Raw genomic sequence first — 18,898 nt, 5'->3', positions numbered from 1 at the left:
TACCTACTACTAGCGGTAGTAGTAGGTCGTAGGCGCGACGTTACGCCTGGTCACCGGGCCCTTACAAGCGCCAAAGGTCCCGCCGACCAGTTCGAAGCGGTGTCTTCCCTCTCACCCACGCGGGTGTGTGCCCCAGGCGGACGAGATCAGGTGGGGGTGACCGGGATCAATTGTCGTCCACCGAGATGGCCCGGTCGACCAGATCGGTGAACTTCGCGGCGTCCGCGGCGAGCGGCATCACGTACCGGTTGAGATGGGTGACCCGCGCCGCGAGGGTCACGCTGCTCACCAGCCAGACCGAGTCGGCCGCCACCAGATCCTCGGGCCGTAGGACGTCGGTCTTGGTCGTCCAACCCTCCTGTTCCGCGACATCGAAAACCGCACGCACGGTGGTCGACTCGAGAATCCCGATCTCGGTCGGCGGTGTGACCAGGGTGTCGGAGTACACGGCGACGACCGTGGCTCGGGGCCCTTCGAGGACGGCGCCCTCGCTGCTGACGAAGATCACGTCGTCGAAGCCCTCGGCCGACGCGTGGCGCAGGGCCGCCATGTTCGTGGCGTAGCTGAGGGTCTTCGCGCCGAGGAGCTGCCAGGGCGCCGTGGCGGCGAGGTCGATCGAGAAGCCGCGAGCGAGGGTGACCACCCGGACACCGTCCGCACGCGCCGCCGACACCCGGTCGGGCACCGCGTCGACGGTGACGTACGCGGTCGGCGCCGAACCGTGCTCGCGTCCGCGGGAGTAGACGAGCCGCAGCAGTGCCTCACCCGACGACCCGTGCTTCTCCGTCCACGCCTGCGTCGCGGTCTCGATCACCGCCCGCCACTCGTCGAGATCGGGCTTGTCGAGTTCCATCGCGGCCGCACTCCGGGCCAGTCGCTCGAGATGCAGTCGGACGCATCGCGCCCGGCCGCCGCGCACGAGAAGCGTCTCGAAGATGCCGTCACCGCGCACCGCGGCCAGGTCGTCGGCGTGGAGGAAGGGAGCGTCGGCATCGTGTCGGGTGCCGTCGAGGGAGACAAGGATCGAATCCGCCATGGATAGAAGGTTGTCATGCGTCGCAGCCCCGCGCCGAATCGACCCGTAGAATCGACGCGTGAGCCGCTCACCCATCCTGACCAGGCATTCCGAGGGCGGGGCGGTGCCCGGCCCCGGCGACCTCCTCTCCGCCGACACCGCGTGGCACTACGGCGACCCCCTCGGCGAACAACGAGCCGCACAACGTGGCGTGATCATCGTCGACAGGTCCGACCGCGCCGTTCTCGAGATCGCCGGCGCCGAACGCCTGACCTGGCTGCACACCATCAGCAGCCAGCACATCGCCACCCTCGCCGACCGGTCGAGCGCCGAAGACCTCTCTCTCGACCTCAACGGTCGTGTCGAAGAGCATTTCGTCCTCACCGACATCGACGGCGTGGCGTGGATCGACACCGAGGGTTCCCGCGGCGGACCGCTGCTCGACTTCCTGACCAAGATGGTGTTCTGGGCCAAGGCCGAACCCGCCGCGCGTGCGGACATGAAGGTCCTGACGCTGATCGGGCCCGGGGCCCTCGACGGTCCGGTCGCTGATCTCCTGGAGATCGGCGCGGACGCCGTCGTGTACCAGGCGGGCGGGTTGCCCGAGTCGCACCACGAGGACGAACCGCTCGGCTTCTGGCGGCGCATGCCCCCGCTCGGCGAGGACCGGGACCTGCCGGTCGTCGACCTCGTGGTGCCCGAGTACGTGCTGACCCGCTGGTGGGACACGCTGTCCGAGGCCGGCGCGCGAATGGCCGGCAGCTGGGCTTTCGAAGCCCTGCGCGTGGCCGCCCGCCGACCCCGGCTCGGCGCCGACACCGACGAACGCACGATCCCGCACGAGGTCGACTGGATCGGCGGTCCGGACGAGTTCGGCGCGGTCCACCTGGACAAGGGTTGCTACCGCGGCCAGGAGACCGTCGCCCGCGTACACAACCTCGGCAAGTCGCCTCGACGGCTGGTCCTGCTGCATCTGGACGGGAGCGTCGACGAGCGACCCGTCCCCGGCGACCCGGTCACCGCCGGCGGACGAACCGTCGGCCGGGTGGGCACGGTCGTCGACCACCATGAGTGGGGTCCCATCGCGCTGGCACTCGTCAAGCGCAACGTCGGCGCCGACGTGGAGTTGTCGGTCGGGGCCGAGTCCGCCGTCAGCGCGCGGATCGATCCGGATTCGATCCGCGACGACGATCGGGTCCAGGCGGGACGCGCGGCCGTGGAACGACTCCGCAGCGGTTCGGCGGCGCCGGGACGCAACGGTTGAGCACGGGTGTGGTGCTGGCCGTGTGCGCGGCCGGCGACGACGTGATCCTAGAGGGCATCGGCCCCTCCGCCATCGACAAGCGGCCCCGCAGAGGGCGCCTCGACGTCGACGAACTCGGTCTCGTCGACGACCACGTGGGTAACAAGCGACACCACGGCGGCGTCGATCAGGCGGTGTACGCCTACGCCGATCCCGAGGCGCGCCGATGGGCCGACGAGCTCGGACGTGAGCTTCCTTACGGATGGTTCGGGGAGAACCTGCGCATCGACGGGATGGCGGTCACCGATGCGGTCGTCGGGGAGCGATGGGAAGTCGGCACCGACGGGCTGGTCCTCGAGGTGACCATCCCTCGCGTCCCCTGCAAGACCTTCGCGGTGTGGGCGGGCGAGCCACGGTGGATGAAGCGGTTCCTGGCGCAGGCAGATTTCGGCACCTACCTGCGCGTTGTCCGCAACGGCACGGTGGCGCAGGGCGATCGGATCACCGTCGTCCACCGCCCCGGTCACGGTGTGCGATCACGTGATCTGCTCGCCGGCGGTGACGTCGAGGCGATCCGGTCGTTGCTCGCGCAGGACGATCTACCCGCGAAGGTCCGCCGCGAGGCGACCAAGATGGTGAACAAGTCGGAAAGACGCGTCGGCGCGGCAACACAGGGTGGACAACACAAATCCTAGAGGCGCGCTAGACTGGTCCCCACGACAGAATTACTTCAAGAGAACGGGGCCGCCAATTGTTTGGCCGCCCCGTCATTGTGCGAGGGGGTCCCATATGGGCCGCGGCCGGGCAAAGGCAAAGCAGACGAAGGTTGCACGTCAGCTGAAGTACTCCACTCCGAACACCGACCTGGAAAGCTTGCAGCGTGAGCTCTCCGGACAGGGCGATCCGGTTGTAGAACGACCGGATCCGGTGGACGACTGGGTGGACGAAGAGGAGTGGCGACGCGCTTGACGCGCACACTCTTCGGGTGTTGATCTCTCGACGCCCGGGATCACCCCACATTTTCTCCGCATGAGCGGACCCGCGGCGACGCGGGACCATGTTTTCGCACGCACCACCCGTTTCTGATGGGTGGTGCGTGCTCATGCGCACGTTCCGGGGTGATCCCGTTCTGAACAGACACCGACGCCCGCCGAGGGAATCCCCTCCGGCGGGCGTCGGTGTTGTGTGTGCGGCTGCTCCCCCGCTCCGATGTCTCTGCGAGAGTTGCGGATTCAACGATCGCGCTAGAAGCGCGGGTGCTCGCCGAGCAGGGTCACGCGAGAGTCGTTGTCCGAGCGGTCACTCGCGCGCTTGACGGTGCCGAGGACCCAGTTGTCGACGTGCCGTGCCGTCAGCACGGCCTGCGCGCGGTCGGTGTCCTCCGGCGCGACGACCGCCACCATGCCGACGCCCATGTTGAAGGTGCGTTCCATCTCGAGCTGTTCGACACGGCCGCGCTGACCGATGAGCGCGAAGATCGGGGCCGGCGTCCACGTGTTGCGCTCGAGCTCGGCCACGAGCCCGTTCGGGATCACGCGCGCGAGGTTCTCGGCGAGGCCGCCGCCGGTGATGTGCGCGAATGTACGCACGTCAGCCTCGGCGATCAGGGCCAGGCAGTCGCGGGCATAGATCCGGGTCGGCTCGAGCAGCTCCTCGCCCAGGGTGCGACCGAACTCCTCGACATGACCGAACAGGTCCATGTGACCCCACTCGAGCAGCACCTTGCGGGCGAGCGAATACCCGTTGGAGTGCAATCCCGACGACCCCATGCCGATGACGACGTCGCCGGCGCGGACGCGGTCCGGGGTGAGCACGTTGTCGGCCTCGACGACACCGACCGCGGTGGCGGACATGTCGTAGTGGTTGTCCTGCATCAGGCCGGGGTGTTCGGCGGTCTCGCCGCCGAGCAGGGCGCAACCGGCTTCGACACAACCGTCGGCGATGCCGGCGACGATCTGGGCCACCGTTTCGGGGACCACCTTGCCGACCGCGATGTAGTCCTGCAGGAAAAGCGGCTCGGCGCCGCAGACGACCAGGTCGTCGACACACATTGCGACGAGATCGCGGCCGACGGTGTCGTGCTTGTCGATGGCCTGCGCAACGGCGAGCTTGGTGCCGACGCCGTCGCTGGCAGCGGCCAGGACCGGCTCCCGATAGTTGCCCTTGAGTGCGAACAGACCGGAGAAACCGCCGATCCCGCCGAGAACCTCCGGACGAGACGCACGCTTGGCATGGGGCGCGATGAGTTCCACAGCCCGCTCACCGGCGTCGATGTCGACCCCGGCCGCCGCATACGACGCCGGTGTCGAGCTCCCGGCCGTCTCGTCGGCAGCAGCATCCCGCTCCGTCATCACCGCAGCACTCCCGTTCCAGAAAATCTCGGTCGAACGTTGTTTCCGGCGTGTTCGCCGACGGGTCATACGGTACCGGAGGGCCTACGGCACGAAATCAGGGCCGCATGACCGCGCTGACGTTGTCGTTCGGCTGGGTCAGCGGGTCCACCGAGCGGTCGCCGGCCGCGCTCGCCAGCATCTGTTCGAGGACCGCCTTGCCCATCGAGGTTTCCTTGGGCAGCTCGATCGGGTACTTGCCGTCGAAGCACGCAGCGCACAGGCTCGACGCGGCCTGCCCGGTGGAGTTGATCATCTCGTCGATGCTGATGTACCCCAGCGAATCGGCACCGATGGCCTGCCGGACCCCCTCGACCATTCCGGCCTCGGACTCCATGCCGTTGGCGATCAGTTCCGCCGGGGACGCGAAGTCGATCCCGTAGAAGCACGGCCACCGGACCGGGCTCGACGCGATGCGGACGTGCACCTCGGCGGCACCGGCCTCGCGCAGCATCCGGATGAGCGCGCGCTGGGTGTTGCCGCGCACGATCGAGTCGTCGACGACGACGAGCCGTTTGCCGCGGATCACCTCGCGTAACGGATTGAGCTTCAGGCGGATACCGAGCTGGCGGATCGTCTGCGACGGCTGGATGAAGGTACGGCCGACGTAGGCGTTCTTCATCAGTCCCTGGCCGTACGGAATCCCGGATTCCTGGGCGAACCCGACGGCCGCCGGCACGCCCGACTCCGGTACCGGGATGACCAGGTCACCGTCGGCGGGGTGTTCTTTGGCGAGTCGGCGACCGATCTCGACGCGGGTCGAATGCACCGAACGACCGTGGATGACCGAGTCGGGACGGGCGAGATAGACGTATTCGAAGACGCAGCCGCTGGGGGTCGGCTCGGCGAAGCGCGTGCTGCGCACGCCGTCGGCGTCGATGGCCAGGAGCTCGCCCGGCTCGATGTCGCGGACGAACGACGCACCCACGATGTCGAGGGCGGCGGTCTCCGAGGCGACGACCCAGCCGCGGTCGAGGCGGCCGAGTGACAGCGGGCGCACACCGTGCGGATCGCGCGCGGCGTAGAGCGTGTGCTCATCCATGAAGGTCAGGCAGAACGCGCCCTTGAGGGTGGGCAGCAGTTCCATCGCGGCCTGCTCGATCGAGCTGTCCGCGGCGCCGTGCGCGAGGAGCGCACCGACGACATCGGAGTCCGACGTCGCCGCCGAACTCTTGATCCCCTGCTCGCGTGCACGCGCCGCGAGGTCCGCGGTGTTGACCAGGTTGCCGTTGTGGCCCAGGGCGACGCCGGTCCCGGCGTCGGTGGTGCGGAAGATCGGCTGCGAGTTCTCCCAGGTCGTCGAGCCGGTGGTGGAGTACCGGCAGTGGCCGATCGCCACATGCCCGCTCATCGCACCCAGGGTCTGCTCGTCGAAGACCTGGCTGACGAGTCCGAGGTCCTTGAACACGACCACCTGGCTGCCGTCGCCGACGGCGATGCCCGCGGCTTCCTGGCCGCGGTGCTGCAGGGCGTAGAGGCCGTAGTAACTCAGCTTGGCGACGTCCTCGCCGGGCGCCCAGACACCGAAGACACCGCATTCCTCACGCGGTTCGTTCTCGAGATCGTCCAGCGGGGCCGGATTGATCGCACCCGAGCCGCGTGCGGAGCATCCGCCCGCCGGCGTCGTGGCAGCGAGCAGGTTCATGTGGGCGATCGAATGATCAGGCATCGACTAGCTCCCTGGGGCTGCGAATCGGTCCGTCGAGTGGGCTGGGAGACATGCGTGAGTTTACGGGTCGGTCGGCTCCCGATGCGAATCTGCCAGCGGTGTCGACCGGCGGGTCATTCCCGACGCCCCGGGTCGAGTGATGCATCACACTCCTACTCCCGGTCGCCCGGCGGGCCGATCGGGATGAGCGGCAACAGGTCGGCGATGAGTGCCGCGCGATGCCCGGACGCATCCACCAGGCCCGCGGCGAGGGCGTCGTCGTAGGTGAGGACACCGGTGACGAGGAGCAGCCAGGTCCGCGGCGCCATCTCGACGACGTTCGGCGGCGTTCCGCGGGTGTGACGGGGACCTTCGATGCACTGGACCGCGACGAACGGGGGCACCCGGACCTCGACCGAGTTCCCGGGGGCGAGCTGCTCGAGTGTCCGGGCCGATCGACGGACGGCGTCGGCGAGGGCGGCGCGTCCCGGGGTCGGCACGGTCGGGTCGACGAGCCAGTCCGAGACGGCCAGCACCGCGGCCCGGACCTCGGCGGGGTCCACTCGCCTGCGTGGTGGCACCCGGCCATCTTCGCAAGAGGGTTCGCGCCGATGCGGATCGGGCAGTATTGACCGCATGGGAGCCGAGGTGTCCAAACAGCAGTTCACCGGCGAGGACCGGGTTCGTTTCCGGCGTCAGGTGGGTCGCGGCACGGAAGCGATCGCGCGGATGCTCGCCGACGGGCTGTTCACCGATCAGGGCCGTCCGCCGAAGCCGTTGCTCGGCATGGAGGTCGAACTGAACCTCGTCGACGAGGCCATGCAGCCCGCGATGGCGAACGCCGCCGTCCTCGAGGCGATCGCCGATCCGGACTATCAGACCGAACTCGGCCAGTTCAACATCGAGATCAACGTCTCGCCGCGACCGTTCACGACCGACGACACGATCTCGCTCGAGCAGGCGTTGCGGACGTCGCTCAACCGGGCCGAGCAGCGGGCCGCACAGACGTCGAGCCACCTGGTCATGATCGGCATGTTGCCGACACTGAAGTCCGAACACTTCGCGCATCACTGGATCTCGGCGAACCCGCGCTACGACCTGCTGAACGAGCAGATCTTCGCCGCCCGCGGTGAGGATCTCGAGATCGACATCACCGGCGTGCCGCTGACCGATGGACACCACACCGAGCACCTGCGCACCTCGACCGATTCGATCCTGCCCGAAGCGGCCTGCACCTCACTACAGCTGCACCTGCGGGTGGCGCCGGAAGACTTCGCCTCGCACTGGAATGCGGCACAGGCCATCGCCGGGGTGCAGGTCGCCCTGGCCGGGAACTCGCCCTTCCTCGCCGAGACCGCGTTGTGGCACGAGAGCCGCATCCCGGTCTTCGAACAGGCCACCGACACCCGGCCGCTGGAGCTGAAGAACCAGGGTGTCCGGCCGCGAGTGTGGTTCGGAGAGCGGTGGATCAACACGATCTTCGACCTCTTCGAGGAGAACACGCGCTATTTCCCCGCACTCCTCCCCGTCTGCACCGACACCGACCCGCTCGCCGAGCTCGACGACGGACGCATCCCCACCCTCGACGAACTGCGTCTGCACAACGGGACCGTCTACCGCTGGAACCGTCCGGTCTACGACATCCACGAGGGACAGGCCCACCTGCGCGTCGAGAACCGCGTGCTGCCCGCCGGTCCCACGGTCGTCGACACGATGGCCAACGCCGCGTTCTACTACGGCGTCGTCCGGGGCCTCGTCGAATCCGACCGGCCGCTGTGGTCGCGGATGTCGTTCAACGCCGCCGCCGAGAACCTGCAGTCCGGCGCCCGCACCGGCATGGAGTCGCAGCTCTACTGGCCCGACGTCGGCTGGGTGCGACCCGACGAACTCGTCATGCGCCGGCTGCTCGTGCTCGCCGAGGACGGTTTGCAGCGGTTCGGCGTCTCCAACAAGGCCCGCAAGCGCTACCTGTCGGTCATCGAGGGCCGCTGCATCTCCCGCCAGACGGGATCGGTCTGGCAACGCCAGGCGGTCGCGGCCCGCGAACGCACGGGCGAGAGCCGGACACAGGCGCTGCACGGGATGCTCCGCGACTACGTGACCCAGATGCACGAGGGCGAGCCGGTGCACACCTGGGAGGTCTGACACCCGCCTCGGCGCTCGTCGACGGACCTGCTTTAATGGAAACAATTTCCATTAAGGAGGCTCCGTTGAAGGTCCGTGCATCCATCCGGTCGTTGAAGAACCAACCCGGTTCACAAGTGGTCAAGCGCAAGGGGCGCATCTACGTGATCAACAAGGGCAACCCCAGATTCAAGGCACGCCAGGGCTGACCGCCGTCGGGCGTCGGCCCCGCCCGCGGGCACCGGCAACCTCGAATCCACGATCGTCGGTTTCGTCAACACCGCGCTCGCCGCCCAGAACGCAGCCGTCGCCGCCGAATCCCTGGGATTCGGAACGGTGTTCGTCGGGTCGATCCGCAACCACCCCCTGGCGGTGGCCGACGAAATCGGCCTACCCGACCATGCGGTCGCGACCTTCGGTCTGGCGATCGGACGACCCGATCCGACCGAGCCCGCGGGTATCAAACCCCGCCTGCCCCAAGCGGCGGTTCTCCACCACGAGACCTACGACGCCGAGTCTGCGGACTCCCACGTCGAGGCCTACGACGAGGTCCTGTCCGGTTACAACCGTCGGTATGGTCTCGAGGGAGACTGGAGCACAAAGGTTCTCGCTCGTCTCGCCGATGCCGAGTCGTTACACGGCCGGGAGCGACTGCGTGCGCAGCTCGAGGCACGCGGGCTGCCGTCGTGGTGACCGTGTTCGCTTGACCCAACCGACAACCCTCATCGCCCCGTCGAATCCTACCGGTCGCCACCGACAAGCTCCCGCAACACAATGAATCCGATTCACATTGCCGGGCAATTGTTTTCGTGGCCAGTCCCGCCGAAATCGTGTACACTCGAACGTACATTCGCAGCAACGGTTCTCGGGGGAGGTGACCGTCATTCCCAGCACCGCACCACTCGCCGACCACGGCGCACCCGTGTCCCGCGCGGCCGAACTCGTCGCCGAACTACACGCGAACCTCGACGAACTACAGACCGTCGACTTGTCGTCGTGCACCGACGAAGAACTGATCGACGTCGCCGCGGAGACCGAACGCGCCATCGCACGTCTGACCGTCGCCGGTGACCGGCAGATCGATCAGGTCGAGGCCCGCGACCTGCCCCGAAAAGCCGGGTGCCGAACACTCATGCAATTCATGACCCACCGGCTACGAGTCTCGAACCCGATGCGGCGTCGCAAGCAAATGGACGCCACCGCCCACCGCACCAGCCTCGGCGGCGAGGTCCTTCCACCCGAATACCCCTGCCTCGCCGAAGCGTTCGCACAAGGCGCGGTCGGCACCGCGCACGTGCAGGCCACCCTCGACGTCCTCGACCGCATCCCCGGCACCATCGACCACGACATCAAGGTCGCCGCCGAGCGACAGATGGCCGAGATCGCCGAAGCCCACACCCCCGCCGAGATCACCCAACTCGGCGCGCGGCTGCTCGCCCACCTCGACCCCGACGGCACACTGACCGACGACACCGACCAGAAACGACGCCGCGGCCTGTGGATCGGCCGACAACGCGCCGACGGCACCGCCAAAATCTCCGGCACCCTGACCCCCGCACTCGCCGCCCGGCTCACCATGATGTTCGCCGTGTGGGGCAAACCCGGACTCAACAACCCCGACGACCCCCACTCGCCCCAAGGCCCGGCCGGCACCGCCGACCCCGACGCCCTGACCGCCGCAGCCGACCGCGACGGACGCACTCTCGCCCAGACGAATCACGACGCGCTCGACGCCGCACTGGCCGCCGGCTTCGCCGACGGAACACTGGGCACCTCGCACCGAGGCCTGCCCGTCCAACTGATCATCAAAGCCGACCTCAACGACCTCATCCGCGAAGCCGGACTCGCCACCACCGCCACCGGCACCCTGCTACCCATCCGGGACTTGATCGCGATGGCCGGTGACGTCCAGCCGTGGTTGGCCATCTTCAAAGACGCCACCACCGTCCCCCTGCACTTCGGACGGGGCAAACGCCTCGCCACCCGCGAACAACGCCTGGTCTCCTTCGCCCGTCCCGACGGGGAAGTGTGTTCGGCACCCGGGTGCGATCAACCCGCCACACACATCGAGCTTCATCACGCCGAACGAGACTGGGCCAAGGGCGGACTCACCGACATCGACGACCTCGCACCCGCCTGCCCACGTCACAACCGCATGGTCGGCGACCAAACCGGCCAATACACCACCCGCATCGCCCGATCCGGACCCGACGAAGGCCGCTGCCTCTGGCGATTGAACGCCGAACCCGGCGCACCACCCAACCCCGAACACCTCAACCGCCGACCCGACATACCCCGGCGGTTCGCACAACACCTGAACACCGTGCGCAACGAGATCCACGGACCTGCCACCAGGCCCGGCGATGAGTCGCGCCCAACCCTTCGTGACGCGCCCTCCGCAAGCTCCGGGCGCTCCTCAGGGAGCAGCGGGCGCCCCGACGCCGTCGGCTACGGCGACCGCGGCCGGCGCCTCGAACTCGCCTACCGACAACTCGTCCATCCGCGAACACCGCCGGAGCACCTCACCACCCCACCGCTGACCCCGGTCGAAGCAGCACTCGCGCGCATACTCACCGATCACGCGTGATCGCAGCGCTGCTCGCCAACTCAGCGCCGACGGTGAGTCGACGGCGGCCGCACAGATAGGCCGTGTTGGTTCCGGCGCATCGGCTACTTCTGCGCGAACAACCCCCGACCCGTCACGAGCGGGAGGTCGAGCGCGGTGACCAGGCCGGGTTTCGCATCGACCACCGCCGCAACGGAATTGACCAGTCGCATCGCGGTGACGATCATCCCGGACACGTTGTGGTCGCCGTTCTCACCGTGGTGCCCGAACTCGACCGTCATCTCCGGTTCGCCGGAGATGGCGATGCGGTAGCAGCCGTCGCCCTCGTTCGGGGTCGGCCAGTCCGGGCACTGGTCGGGGTGGGTGCGCGTGTAATGCTCCAGCACAATGCGATCCACGCCGTCGACCTGACCGGCGACCTCGAAGCGGACCGCGGCCATCGTGCCCTTGGGGATCTCGACGGACACCGTCGAGTAGTCGCGGTCGGCCTCGACCCGCTCGACGCGTTCCACGAGCGGCTCGTCGAGCACGAGGTCGAGTCCGGCGGCGATCTGTCGCACGACACTCCCCCACCCCATCGACAGGATGCCCGGTGCGAACAGCAGCGGTGTGGCGTCCAGGGGCTGCCCGAAGCCGAACAGGTCTCGCATGACGACCGGCTGGTAGTAGGTCGAGTAGTCGGCGATCTCCTGGCAGCGGATCTCGTCGATGCGCTGGGAAAGACTCGTCATCGCCAGCGGCAGTGCGTCATTCGCGAAACCCGGGTCGATGCCGTTGACGTGGAGGCTCGCGCCACCCGCCGCACCCGCGGCGGCGATCCGGTCCAGCAGCGAATCGGGCAGGATGCCATGGGGGAACTGCAGGACCACCGGCCCGCTCGAGACCACGTTGATCCCGTTCTCCACGAAGAAGATCAGATCCTCGATCGACTCCATGACGCGGTCGTCGGTCATCGCGGTGTGCACGATGCAGTCGGGTTTCAGGGCGATCAGCGCGTCGCGGTCGCCGGTCGCCGCGACACCCAGCTCACGGTCGAGCCCGGCGAGTTCGCCGGCATCCTTGCCGACCTTGGCGGGGTCGGACACCCACACACCCACGAGTTCGAGGTCGGGCCGGGCGTCGATCCCGGCGATGGCATGTCGTCCGACGGTTCCGGTCGACCACTCGACCACGCGCAATGTCATGCGATCCAAACTAGAACACGTTCCAACTTCGCCGTGCGGATTCGGCGAGATGCGCCTCGCTAGAGTCGGGAGCTGTGACCGCCACGTCGCCCCCGGACCCCGCCGCCCCGATCCACATCGACCACGACGGCCATCGGACGATGCTCAAGTGGCACCGGGGCCGGCGGCGCGCCGACGACACGGCGTTCACCGCGACCCGGATCGTCGAGGGCATGCGGCTCGGCGCGAGTGTCGAGATCGATCTGGTGATCCACGCCGAGCGCGGTTTCGCCGTCCTGCACGACCGCACAGTCGACCACGCCACCACCGGCACCGGCGCGGTGTCCGCGCTCCCGGCGTCGTATCTGCGGGAACTGTCCCTGCGGGACAACCGTGGCCGGCCCGTCGACGAGCACGTCCTCCTGCTCGAGGACCTGACCGAACTCTTCGACGGCGTCGACATCGCCCCCACCGCGTCCCTCCAGCTCGACTTCAAGGAGGACGACGCCGCGCTCGATCCCCAGGCCGTGGCGGTGTTCGCCCGCAGTGTCGCATCCCACGCTCGGCACTACATCTTGTCGTGCGGCGACGCCGCGGCGGTCGACACGTTGACCTCGGCCGCACCGGGCATCCGGATCGGTTACGACCCTTGCCATCACGGTGCCGCCGACGCGGCGATCCGCTCCGGGGACTTCGACCGCTTCGTCGACCGCGCGGTGGCGGCATCGCCGAAGGCCGAGATGGTGTACCTGGAGAACCGGCTGATACTGGCGGCCGACCACCGCGGCCACGACCTGATCGGCGCGTTCCACGAGCGCGGTCGGCTCGTCGACGGGTACACGGTGACGCGGGTCGGGCCTCGCGTCATCCCGGACATCAGGCGACTGCTGGAGTTACGGGTCGACCAGATCACGACCGATGATCCCGAGGCCCTGGCGACGCTCGACCTCGACGCCTCCGCACGCGATCCCGGTTCGCGGCTGGTGCGCTGGATCCGCGGCAGCACCCGACGCTCAGACGTGCAGTGACCAGAACGGTTCGACGGGGATGTTGCGGACGACGAACCAGGCAAGTACGACCACCAGCACGACGACGCCGGAGAAGCGGAGGTGCTGCCAGCTGCGAACCCGGCGGCCGGTCCACAGTCGCAGGCAGTAGGCGCCGAAGGCGAAGAGCAGCAACCCCATTGCGAGCACCCCGACGGCGTTGTAGTGCAGCGCCGCCGAGACATCGCCGTGCAGCAGCGAGTAGATCGCCCGTAGCGACCCGCACCCCGGACACGTCACCCCGAAGATCAGCTTGGTCGGACAGACCGGCAGGGCACCGCCCGGTGTCGTCGGATCGGCGAACCACACGGCCCCGCAGACCATCCCGGTCCCGGCGACGACCGTCGCCGGACCGAGGTAGCGATGCTTCGAAAGGGCCGACACCCGTCCGAGGACGGCCCTCTCGAAACGCTCAGTAAGTGGACGTCGACGCTGAAGCACCGAGGATCAGCGCGAACAGGACGAAGTAGACGATGACGATCAGGACCCAGATGATGACGGCGGAGATGGCACTCCACATCGCCCACTTCTTGGCCTCGTCGGCCGCCTTCTGCGCACCGGCGTAGTCGCCCGCGGCCCACAGCTTGCTGACCGAGGTCGACTTCACGATCGACACGATCCCGAGCGGTAGACAGCAGAGCACCGTGGACAGGATCGCCCACACGAGGTTGTTGTCCGGTTCCGGGCCGGCCGGGTTCCCGCCCGGGAACCCGCCGTACGGCTGCTGTCCGTAGCCACCCGCGCCGTAGTTCGGCGGCTGGTTCGGATCATTGGGGTAGCTCATCTGCGCCCTTTCGACTCGGTCAGAGAACTCCAGGAGCGTAACCGTTCGTCACCGGGCGCGACATGCCTGGAAACGATATTGATTCCATTGACATACAACGGAATCCTCGCAGGCCGGACCGTTGCGTGATGCAACTAGGCCGTGCTCTAGACCGTGTCGCCGAACAACCCCGGAAGGGTGCCCTCGTGCGCCTCACGGAGTTCGGCGAGGGGCACCGAGAAGTAGTCCTGGACCTCGACGGCGTCGCTGCCCTGGTCGACCACACCGATGCGTGTCCACGGCATCGAACGGGCGTCGAGCATGGCGGTGAACCGCGATTCCTCGGTGCGCGGGACCGCGACGAGCACGCGCCCGGCCGACTCGGAGAACAGCCAGACGAACGGGTCGGCGTCCTCGGGCAGCAGGACGCGGCACCCGGTCTCGCCGGCCAGGGCCGCCTCGACGACGGTCTGGATGAGGCCGCCCTCGCTGAGATCGTGTGCCGCGGAGATCAATCCGTCGCGGGACGATGCGGACAGGATCTCGGCGAGCAGGCGTTCGCGTTCGAGGTCGACCTGCGGCGGGACGCCACCGAGGTGGTCGTGACTGACCTGGGCCCAGATCGAGCCGTCGAATTCGTCGCGGGTCTCACCGAGCAGGATGAGTGTCTCGCCGGGTTCGGTGCCGATGCCGGTCGGGATGCGGCGGTGCACGTCGTCGATGACGCCGAGGACGCCGACGACCGGGGTCGGCAGGATGGCCGTCGCGCCCGTCTGGTTGTAGAAGCTCACGTTGCCGCCGGTGACCGGGATGCCGAGCTGGGCGCAGCCGTCGGCGAGTCCTCGGACCGCTTGCTGGAACTGCCACATCACCGCCGGGTCCTCCGGGGAACCGAAGTTGAGGCAGTTGGTCACGGCCTTCGGCGTCGCCCCGGACACCGCGACGTTGCGGTAGGCCTCGGCGAGCGCGAGCTGTGCGCCGCGGTAGGGATCGAGGAAGGTGTAGCGGCCCGACGCGTCGGTCGCCAGTGCGATGCCGCGCCCGGACTCCTCGTCGATGCGGATCATCCCCGAGTCGGCGTGCTCGGCCAGGACGGTGTTGCCGCGCACGTAGCGGTCGTACTGGTCGGTGATGAATTTGCGGCTGCACAGCGCGGGCGAGGCGAGCATGGCCAGCAGCGTCTCGCGCAGCTGGTCGGGTGTGCTCGGGCGCTGCAGCGGTTCGGTCGTCGATGCGATGACCGTGTCCTGCCAGTCGGGCCGGGCGACGGGACGCTCGTAGACCGGACCGTCGTGGGCGACGGTGCGCGGCGGCACGTCGACGACGGTCTCGCCGTGCCAGGTGATGACCAGCTGATCGCCGTCGGTGACCTCGCCGATGACGGTCGCGAGCACATCCCACTTGCGGCAGACCTCGAGGAATTTCTCGACGTTGTCCGGGGTCACGACGGCACACATGCGTTCCTGCGACTCGCTGGAGAGCACCTCCGCCGGGGTCATGCCCTCGGCGCGCATCGGCACCTTCTCCAGGTCGATGTGCATGCCGCCGTCACCGGCTGCGGCGAGTTCGCTCGTGGCACAGGACAGTCCGGCACCGCCGAGATCCTGGATGCCCACGACGAGTCCGGCGTGGTAGAGCTCGAGGCAGCACTCGATGAGCACCTTCTCGGTGAAGGGGTCGCCCACCTGCACGCTCGGCAGCTTCTTGCGATTCGGACCCGAGCCCTCGGAATCGTCGAAGGTCTCCGAGGCCAGGACCGAGACACCGCCGATGCCGTCGAGACCGGTGCGCGCACCGAACAGGATGATCTTGTTGCCTGCGCCCGAGGCGAAGGCCAGGTGCAGGTCCTCGGTGCGCAGCACGCCCGCGCACAGCGCGTTGACGAGCGGGTTGCCCGCATAACTGGCGTCGAAGACGGTCTCACCGCCGACATTTGGCAGGCCGAGGGAGTTGCCGTAGCCGCCCACGCCGCGCACCACACCGTCGACGACGCGCCGGGTGTCCGGGGCGTCGGCCGGGCCGAAGCGCAGCTGATCCATGACCGCGATCGGGCGCGCGCCCATGGCCATGATGTCGCGCACGATGCCACCGACGCCGGTGGCGGCGCCCTGATACGGCTCGACATAGCTCGGGTGGTTGTGCGATTCGACCTTGAAGGTCACCGCCCATCCGTCGCCGATGTCGACGACGCCGGCGTTCTCGCCGATGCCGGCCAGCATGCTTGCGCGCATCTCGTCGGTGGTGGTCTCACCGAAGTAGCGCAGGTGCACTTTCGACGACTTGTAGCTGCAGTGCTCGGACCACATGACCGAGTACATGGCGAGCTCCGCGTCGGTGGGCCGGCGACCCAGGATCTCGCGGATGCGCGCGTACTCGTCGTCCTTGAGACCGAGTTCGCGGAAGGGTTGCGGATGGTCCGGGGTCTGGGCAGCGGCTGAGACGGTATCCACCTGGGCACTCACCCGGACAAGTCTAGGCGTGCGCGGGCGGTTGCGGCCGCCGGGGCGCCTCGGGTGCGCGCCCTGGGAGATCTGCGACGGATGTCACGCCGGTCTAGCGATACTCTGTCTCCGGCGACCGCCCCCCGGGGTGTGTCGTCGTGGTACCCGGGGAGAACGGTTCGGGGTCGGTGTGCGCCGATGGGACGACACAGGGGGAAACGATGGCCGATGTCCGCAAGGCGAGGGCACTCTTCGAACTCGGCGTCCTGTCCCTGAACATCCCGGTCGAAGGTCAGGAACCGGTCGACAATCCCGCTCAGGCCGCCAAGGCCTTCACCCGTGCGACCGAATGGGACCCGGCCCTGGGCGACGCCTGGATCGGCCGGCTGGCCTGCGGCGACAGCAGCAACGAGGTCCTCCTGGGCCTCTATCGTGCCCGCGGGTCGATCGGCGCGGAGCAGCGCCGGCTCGGGCTCCCGCCCGGCACGATCGCGGGGCGCTGGTACACCGGGATGCTGATCGACTTCCCGGCGTCGAATGCCGTCGAGGCGACCGCGGCCTACGCGGCCAGTCTGGTCCGCGGCGCGGACTTCGCCGGTGCGGAAGAGGTCCTCGACGAGGTACCACCGGCGCACCGCGTGCCGATCGTGGATTTCGTCCGCGCGTTCCTGCACTTCGCCACCCAGCGCTGGCCCGACGTCCTGACCTCGCTGACCAGGTCCGACCGGTGGAACGACCCGTACATGCAGGCCGTCGCCGACTTCATGGCCGGGACGTCGTGCGTGCATCTCGGCATGTACGGCGAGGGCATGCGGCGCCTGCAGAACGCGGTCGACGGCCCGATCCCGTCCTGTTCGACGCAGGCGATCTTCGTCTACGGCCTCGCGCTGCGCGAGCAGGGCCACGAGGAGAAGGCGAAGTCGATGTTCGAGCAGGCCTACGCCCGTGACCCGTCGCTGACCGGCGCGGCCGACGCCATCCGGTCGCCCTCCTACCGGATGCCCCCCACGACGCCCGAGCAGATCGCCGAGCGCACCGACCGGTGGGACCCGAAGTCGGTGCCCGATCGCGCCGAGTCCCTGGTGTCGACCTCCGGGGRCCCCGCCGAACAGAATTCGCTGGTGACCGAGGCGCAACGGGAACTGGCCGAACAGATCGGGCTCGAGTCGGTCAAGCAGCAGGTGGCCAAACTGCAGTCCACCGCGACCCTGGCGAAGGTCCGCGCCGACCGCGGGCTGTCGACGTCGGCCCGCAGCCTGCACCTGGCATTCACCGGACCGCCCGGCACGGGCAAGACGACCGTGGCCCGCATCGTCGCCAAGATCTACTGCGGCCTCGGCTTCATCAAGTCCGACAAGGTCGTCGAGGCCACCCGCCGCGACATGGTCGGTGAACACCTCGGCAGCACCGCCATCAAGACCGCGGCCCTCATCGACTCCGCGATGGACGGCGTCCTGTTCATCGACGAGGCGTACACGCTCATCCAGCAGGGGCTGTCCGGCGGCGACGCGTTCGGTCGCGAAGCCGTCGACACCCTGCTGGCCCGGATGGAGGACGATCGTGACCGGCTGGTCGTGATCATCGCCGGCTACGACGCCGAGATCGATCGGTTCCTCGCTTCCAACGACGGACTGGCGTCGCGCTTCGCGCGCCGGGTGCGGTTCGACTCCTACACTCCCGACGAGCTCGCCCGCATCGCCGATTTCATTGCGCGCAAGCGTGATTCGTCGTTGACGCGGGAGGCGATGCTCGAGATCGAGCAGGCGTGCACTCCCCTCTACCACGACGTCCGCGAGCATCAGGGCACCGCGCGGCGCGCCACCGATCTCGCCGGCAACGGCCGCTTCATCCGCAACATCATCGAGGCGGCCGAGGAGGAGCGCGAGTTCCGGCTCAGCACCGCCGGCGACTTCGACTCACTCAGCCAGGACGACCTGATGCGCATCGAGACCACGGATGTCCGGGCCGCCCTCTCGGGCGTGCTCTCCGGCCTCATGCGCTGACCGCGCCCCATCCCATCCCGCACCACCGGGTCACCACCCGGACCGCTTCCCGAGGAGTTCCGTGATGTCTGTTCCCGCCCGCCGATCCCGCCCCGCCGAGCTGGCCGCGGGCCTGTCGATGGCCGCGATGATGATGCTGGCGATCGGTGCGTGTTCGTCCGACGACGCCGAGCCTGCGCCTTCACCCGAGAGCGCGGTCTCCACGAGCGCCGCCGAGACGAGCAGCCCCGCCACATCCGCGGACACCAGCCGGGCCAGTGCGTCACCGTCGCGCGGCTCCGAGGCCGGCTCTGACACCGGGTCCGGTTCGACCATGACGTGCACGGAGTTCCGCGAACTCGACGACGCCCGGCGGGCGGCGGTCCTGACCGATCTGGACGTGACCGACAATGTCCAGCAGGTGGCCACCGTGGCGGCGACGGTCTGCCTGACGCGGCCCGACGACACCATCGCCGCTGTCGTCGCCGAACTCCTCCCGCGCTGATAGTTTCACCAG

General features: G+C 68.5%; 18 protein-coding genes. 10 read left to right on the top strand and 8 right to left on the bottom strand.

What is annotated here, in order from left to right; all coding sequences use genetic code 11:
• Positions 1-166 precede the first annotated feature (166 nt).
• Positions 167-1,036: an aminodeoxychorismate lyase gene (locus A9310_RS01995; protein ID WP_065629161.1), complete on the bottom strand. Its 870-nt coding sequence runs from the start codon at positions 1,034-1,036 to the stop codon at positions 167-169.
• 58 nt (positions 1,037-1,094) lie between these two features.
• On the opposite strand from A9310_RS01995, the gene A9310_RS01990 reads away from it, so the two are divergent.
• From A9310_RS01990 to A9310_RS24940, 3 genes are all read left to right on the top strand, one after another.
• Positions 1,095-2,279: a folate-binding protein YgfZ gene (locus A9310_RS01990; RefSeq protein WP_065629160.1), complete on the top strand. Its 1,185-nt coding sequence runs from the start codon at positions 1,095-1,097 to the stop codon at positions 2,277-2,279.
• Complete coding sequence (locus tag A9310_RS01985; protein WP_254661149.1) at positions 2,276-2,953, top strand: MOSC domain-containing protein; 678 nt, start codon at positions 2,276-2,278, stop codon at positions 2,951-2,953. The genes A9310_RS01990 and A9310_RS01985 overlap by 4 nt, the downstream gene beginning before the upstream one ends.
• Before the next feature lie 94 nt (positions 2,954-3,047).
• Complete coding sequence (locus A9310_RS24940) at positions 3,048-3,227, top strand: DUF3073 domain-containing protein (RefSeq protein ID WP_010842099.1); 180 nt, start codon at positions 3,048-3,050, stop codon at positions 3,225-3,227.
• Between the two features lie 275 nt (positions 3,228-3,502).
• Here the strand turns inward: A9310_RS24940 and purM are convergent, their stop codons facing one another.
• The 3 genes from purM to A9310_RS01970 form a co-directional block, all read right to left on the bottom strand.
• On the bottom strand, positions 3,503-4,609 hold the full coding sequence (gene purM, locus A9310_RS01980; protein ID WP_065629158.1) for a phosphoribosylformylglycinamidine cyclo-ligase: 1,107 nt from the start codon (positions 4,607-4,609) through the stop codon (positions 3,503-3,505).
• A 97-nt stretch (positions 4,610-4,706) separates the two neighbouring features.
• The gene (gene purF / locus A9310_RS01975; RefSeq protein WP_065629157.1) at positions 4,707-6,317 is read right to left on the bottom strand and encodes an amidophosphoribosyltransferase; all 1,611 of its coding nucleotides are present in this window, start codon (positions 6,315-6,317) and stop codon (positions 4,707-4,709) included.
• A 152-nt stretch (positions 6,318-6,469) separates the two neighbouring features.
• On the bottom strand, positions 6,470-6,877 hold the full coding sequence (locus A9310_RS01970; RefSeq protein ID WP_065629156.1) for a sterol carrier family protein: 408 nt from the start codon (positions 6,875-6,877) through the stop codon (positions 6,470-6,472).
• 55 nt (positions 6,878-6,932) lie between these two features.
• On the opposite strand from A9310_RS01970, the gene A9310_RS01965 reads away from it, so the two are divergent.
• The 4 genes from A9310_RS01965 (at position 6,933) to A9310_RS01955 (ending at position 11,007) form a co-directional block, all read left to right on the top strand.
• The gene (locus A9310_RS01965; RefSeq protein ID WP_065629155.1) at positions 6,933-8,441 is read left to right on the top strand and encodes a glutamate--cysteine ligase; all 1,509 of its coding nucleotides are present in this window, start codon (positions 6,933-6,935) and stop codon (positions 8,439-8,441) included.
• A 65-nt stretch (positions 8,442-8,506) separates the two neighbouring features.
• Positions 8,507-8,629 carry a type B 50S ribosomal protein L36 gene (gene ykgO, locus A9310_RS24935; protein ID WP_033205406.1) on the top strand — a complete coding sequence of 41 codons (123 nt, stop codon included), beginning with the start codon at positions 8,507-8,509 and terminating at the stop codon, positions 8,627-8,629.
• Between the two features lie 52 nt (positions 8,630-8,681).
• Positions 8,682-9,113 (top strand): nitroreductase family protein, encoded by a 432-nt coding sequence (locus A9310_RS01960; RefSeq protein WP_083207223.1) that lies wholly within the window; start codon positions 8,682-8,684, stop codon positions 9,111-9,113.
• Between the two features lie 190 nt (positions 9,114-9,303).
• A complete protein-coding gene (locus A9310_RS01955) occupies positions 9,304-11,007 on the top strand; it encodes an HNH endonuclease signature motif containing protein (RefSeq protein ID WP_065629299.1) in 1,704 nt (567 codons plus the stop codon).
• An 83-nt stretch (positions 11,008-11,090) separates the two neighbouring features.
• Here the strand turns inward: A9310_RS01955 and A9310_RS01950 are convergent, their stop codons facing one another.
• Complete coding sequence (locus A9310_RS01950; RefSeq protein ID WP_065629154.1) at positions 11,091-12,170, bottom strand: diacylglycerol kinase; 1,080 nt, start codon at positions 12,168-12,170, stop codon at positions 11,091-11,093.
• Between the two features lie 140 nt (positions 12,171-12,310).
• Here A9310_RS01950 and A9310_RS01945 point away from each other — a divergent pair, with 140 nt between their 5' ends.
• Positions 12,311-13,177, top strand: a complete 867-nt coding sequence (locus A9310_RS01945) for a glycerophosphodiester phosphodiesterase family protein (protein WP_065629298.1) — start codon at positions 12,311-12,313, stop codon at positions 13,175-13,177.
• Here the strand turns inward: A9310_RS01945 and A9310_RS01940 are convergent.
• From A9310_RS01940 to purL, 3 genes are all read right to left on the bottom strand, one after another.
• The gene (locus tag A9310_RS01940) at positions 13,163-13,519 is read right to left on the bottom strand and encodes a DUF2752 domain-containing protein (RefSeq protein WP_065629297.1); all 357 of its coding nucleotides are present in this window, start codon (positions 13,517-13,519) and stop codon (positions 13,163-13,165) included. The genes A9310_RS01945 and A9310_RS01940 overlap by 15 nt on opposite strands.
• An 88-nt stretch (positions 13,520-13,607) precedes the next feature.
• The gene (locus A9310_RS01935; RefSeq protein WP_065629153.1) at positions 13,608-13,979 is read right to left on the bottom strand and encodes a CD225/dispanin family protein; all 372 of its coding nucleotides are present in this window, start codon (positions 13,977-13,979) and stop codon (positions 13,608-13,610) included.
• A gap of 146 nt (positions 13,980-14,125) precedes the next feature.
• The gene (gene purL / locus A9310_RS01930; RefSeq protein WP_175401056.1) at positions 14,126-16,420 is read right to left on the bottom strand and encodes a phosphoribosylformylglycinamidine synthase subunit PurL; all 2,295 of its coding nucleotides are present in this window, start codon (positions 16,418-16,420) and stop codon (positions 14,126-14,128) included.
• Positions 16,421-16,620: 200 nt separating this feature from the next.
• On the opposite strand from purL, the gene eccA reads away from it, so the two are divergent.
• On the top strand, positions 16,621-18,402 hold the full coding sequence (gene eccA / locus A9310_RS01925) for a type VII secretion AAA-ATPase EccA (RefSeq protein WP_065629151.1): 1,782 nt from the start codon (positions 16,621-16,623) through the stop codon (positions 18,400-18,402).
• A gap of 64 nt (positions 18,403-18,466) precedes the next feature.
• Positions 18,467-18,886 (top strand): hypothetical protein, encoded by a 420-nt coding sequence (locus A9310_RS01920; protein WP_065629150.1) that lies wholly within the window; start codon positions 18,467-18,469, stop codon positions 18,884-18,886.
• The last annotated feature ends 12 nt before the right edge of the window (positions 18,887-18,898 follow it).

The sequence above is a fragment of the Gordonia sp. UCD-TK1 genome (assembly GCF_001691435.1).
GTDB lineage: Bacteria > Actinomycetota > Actinomycetes > Mycobacteriales > Mycobacteriaceae > Gordonia > Gordonia hongkongensis.
This window is presented reverse-complemented; position numbering and strand designations above follow the sequence as displayed.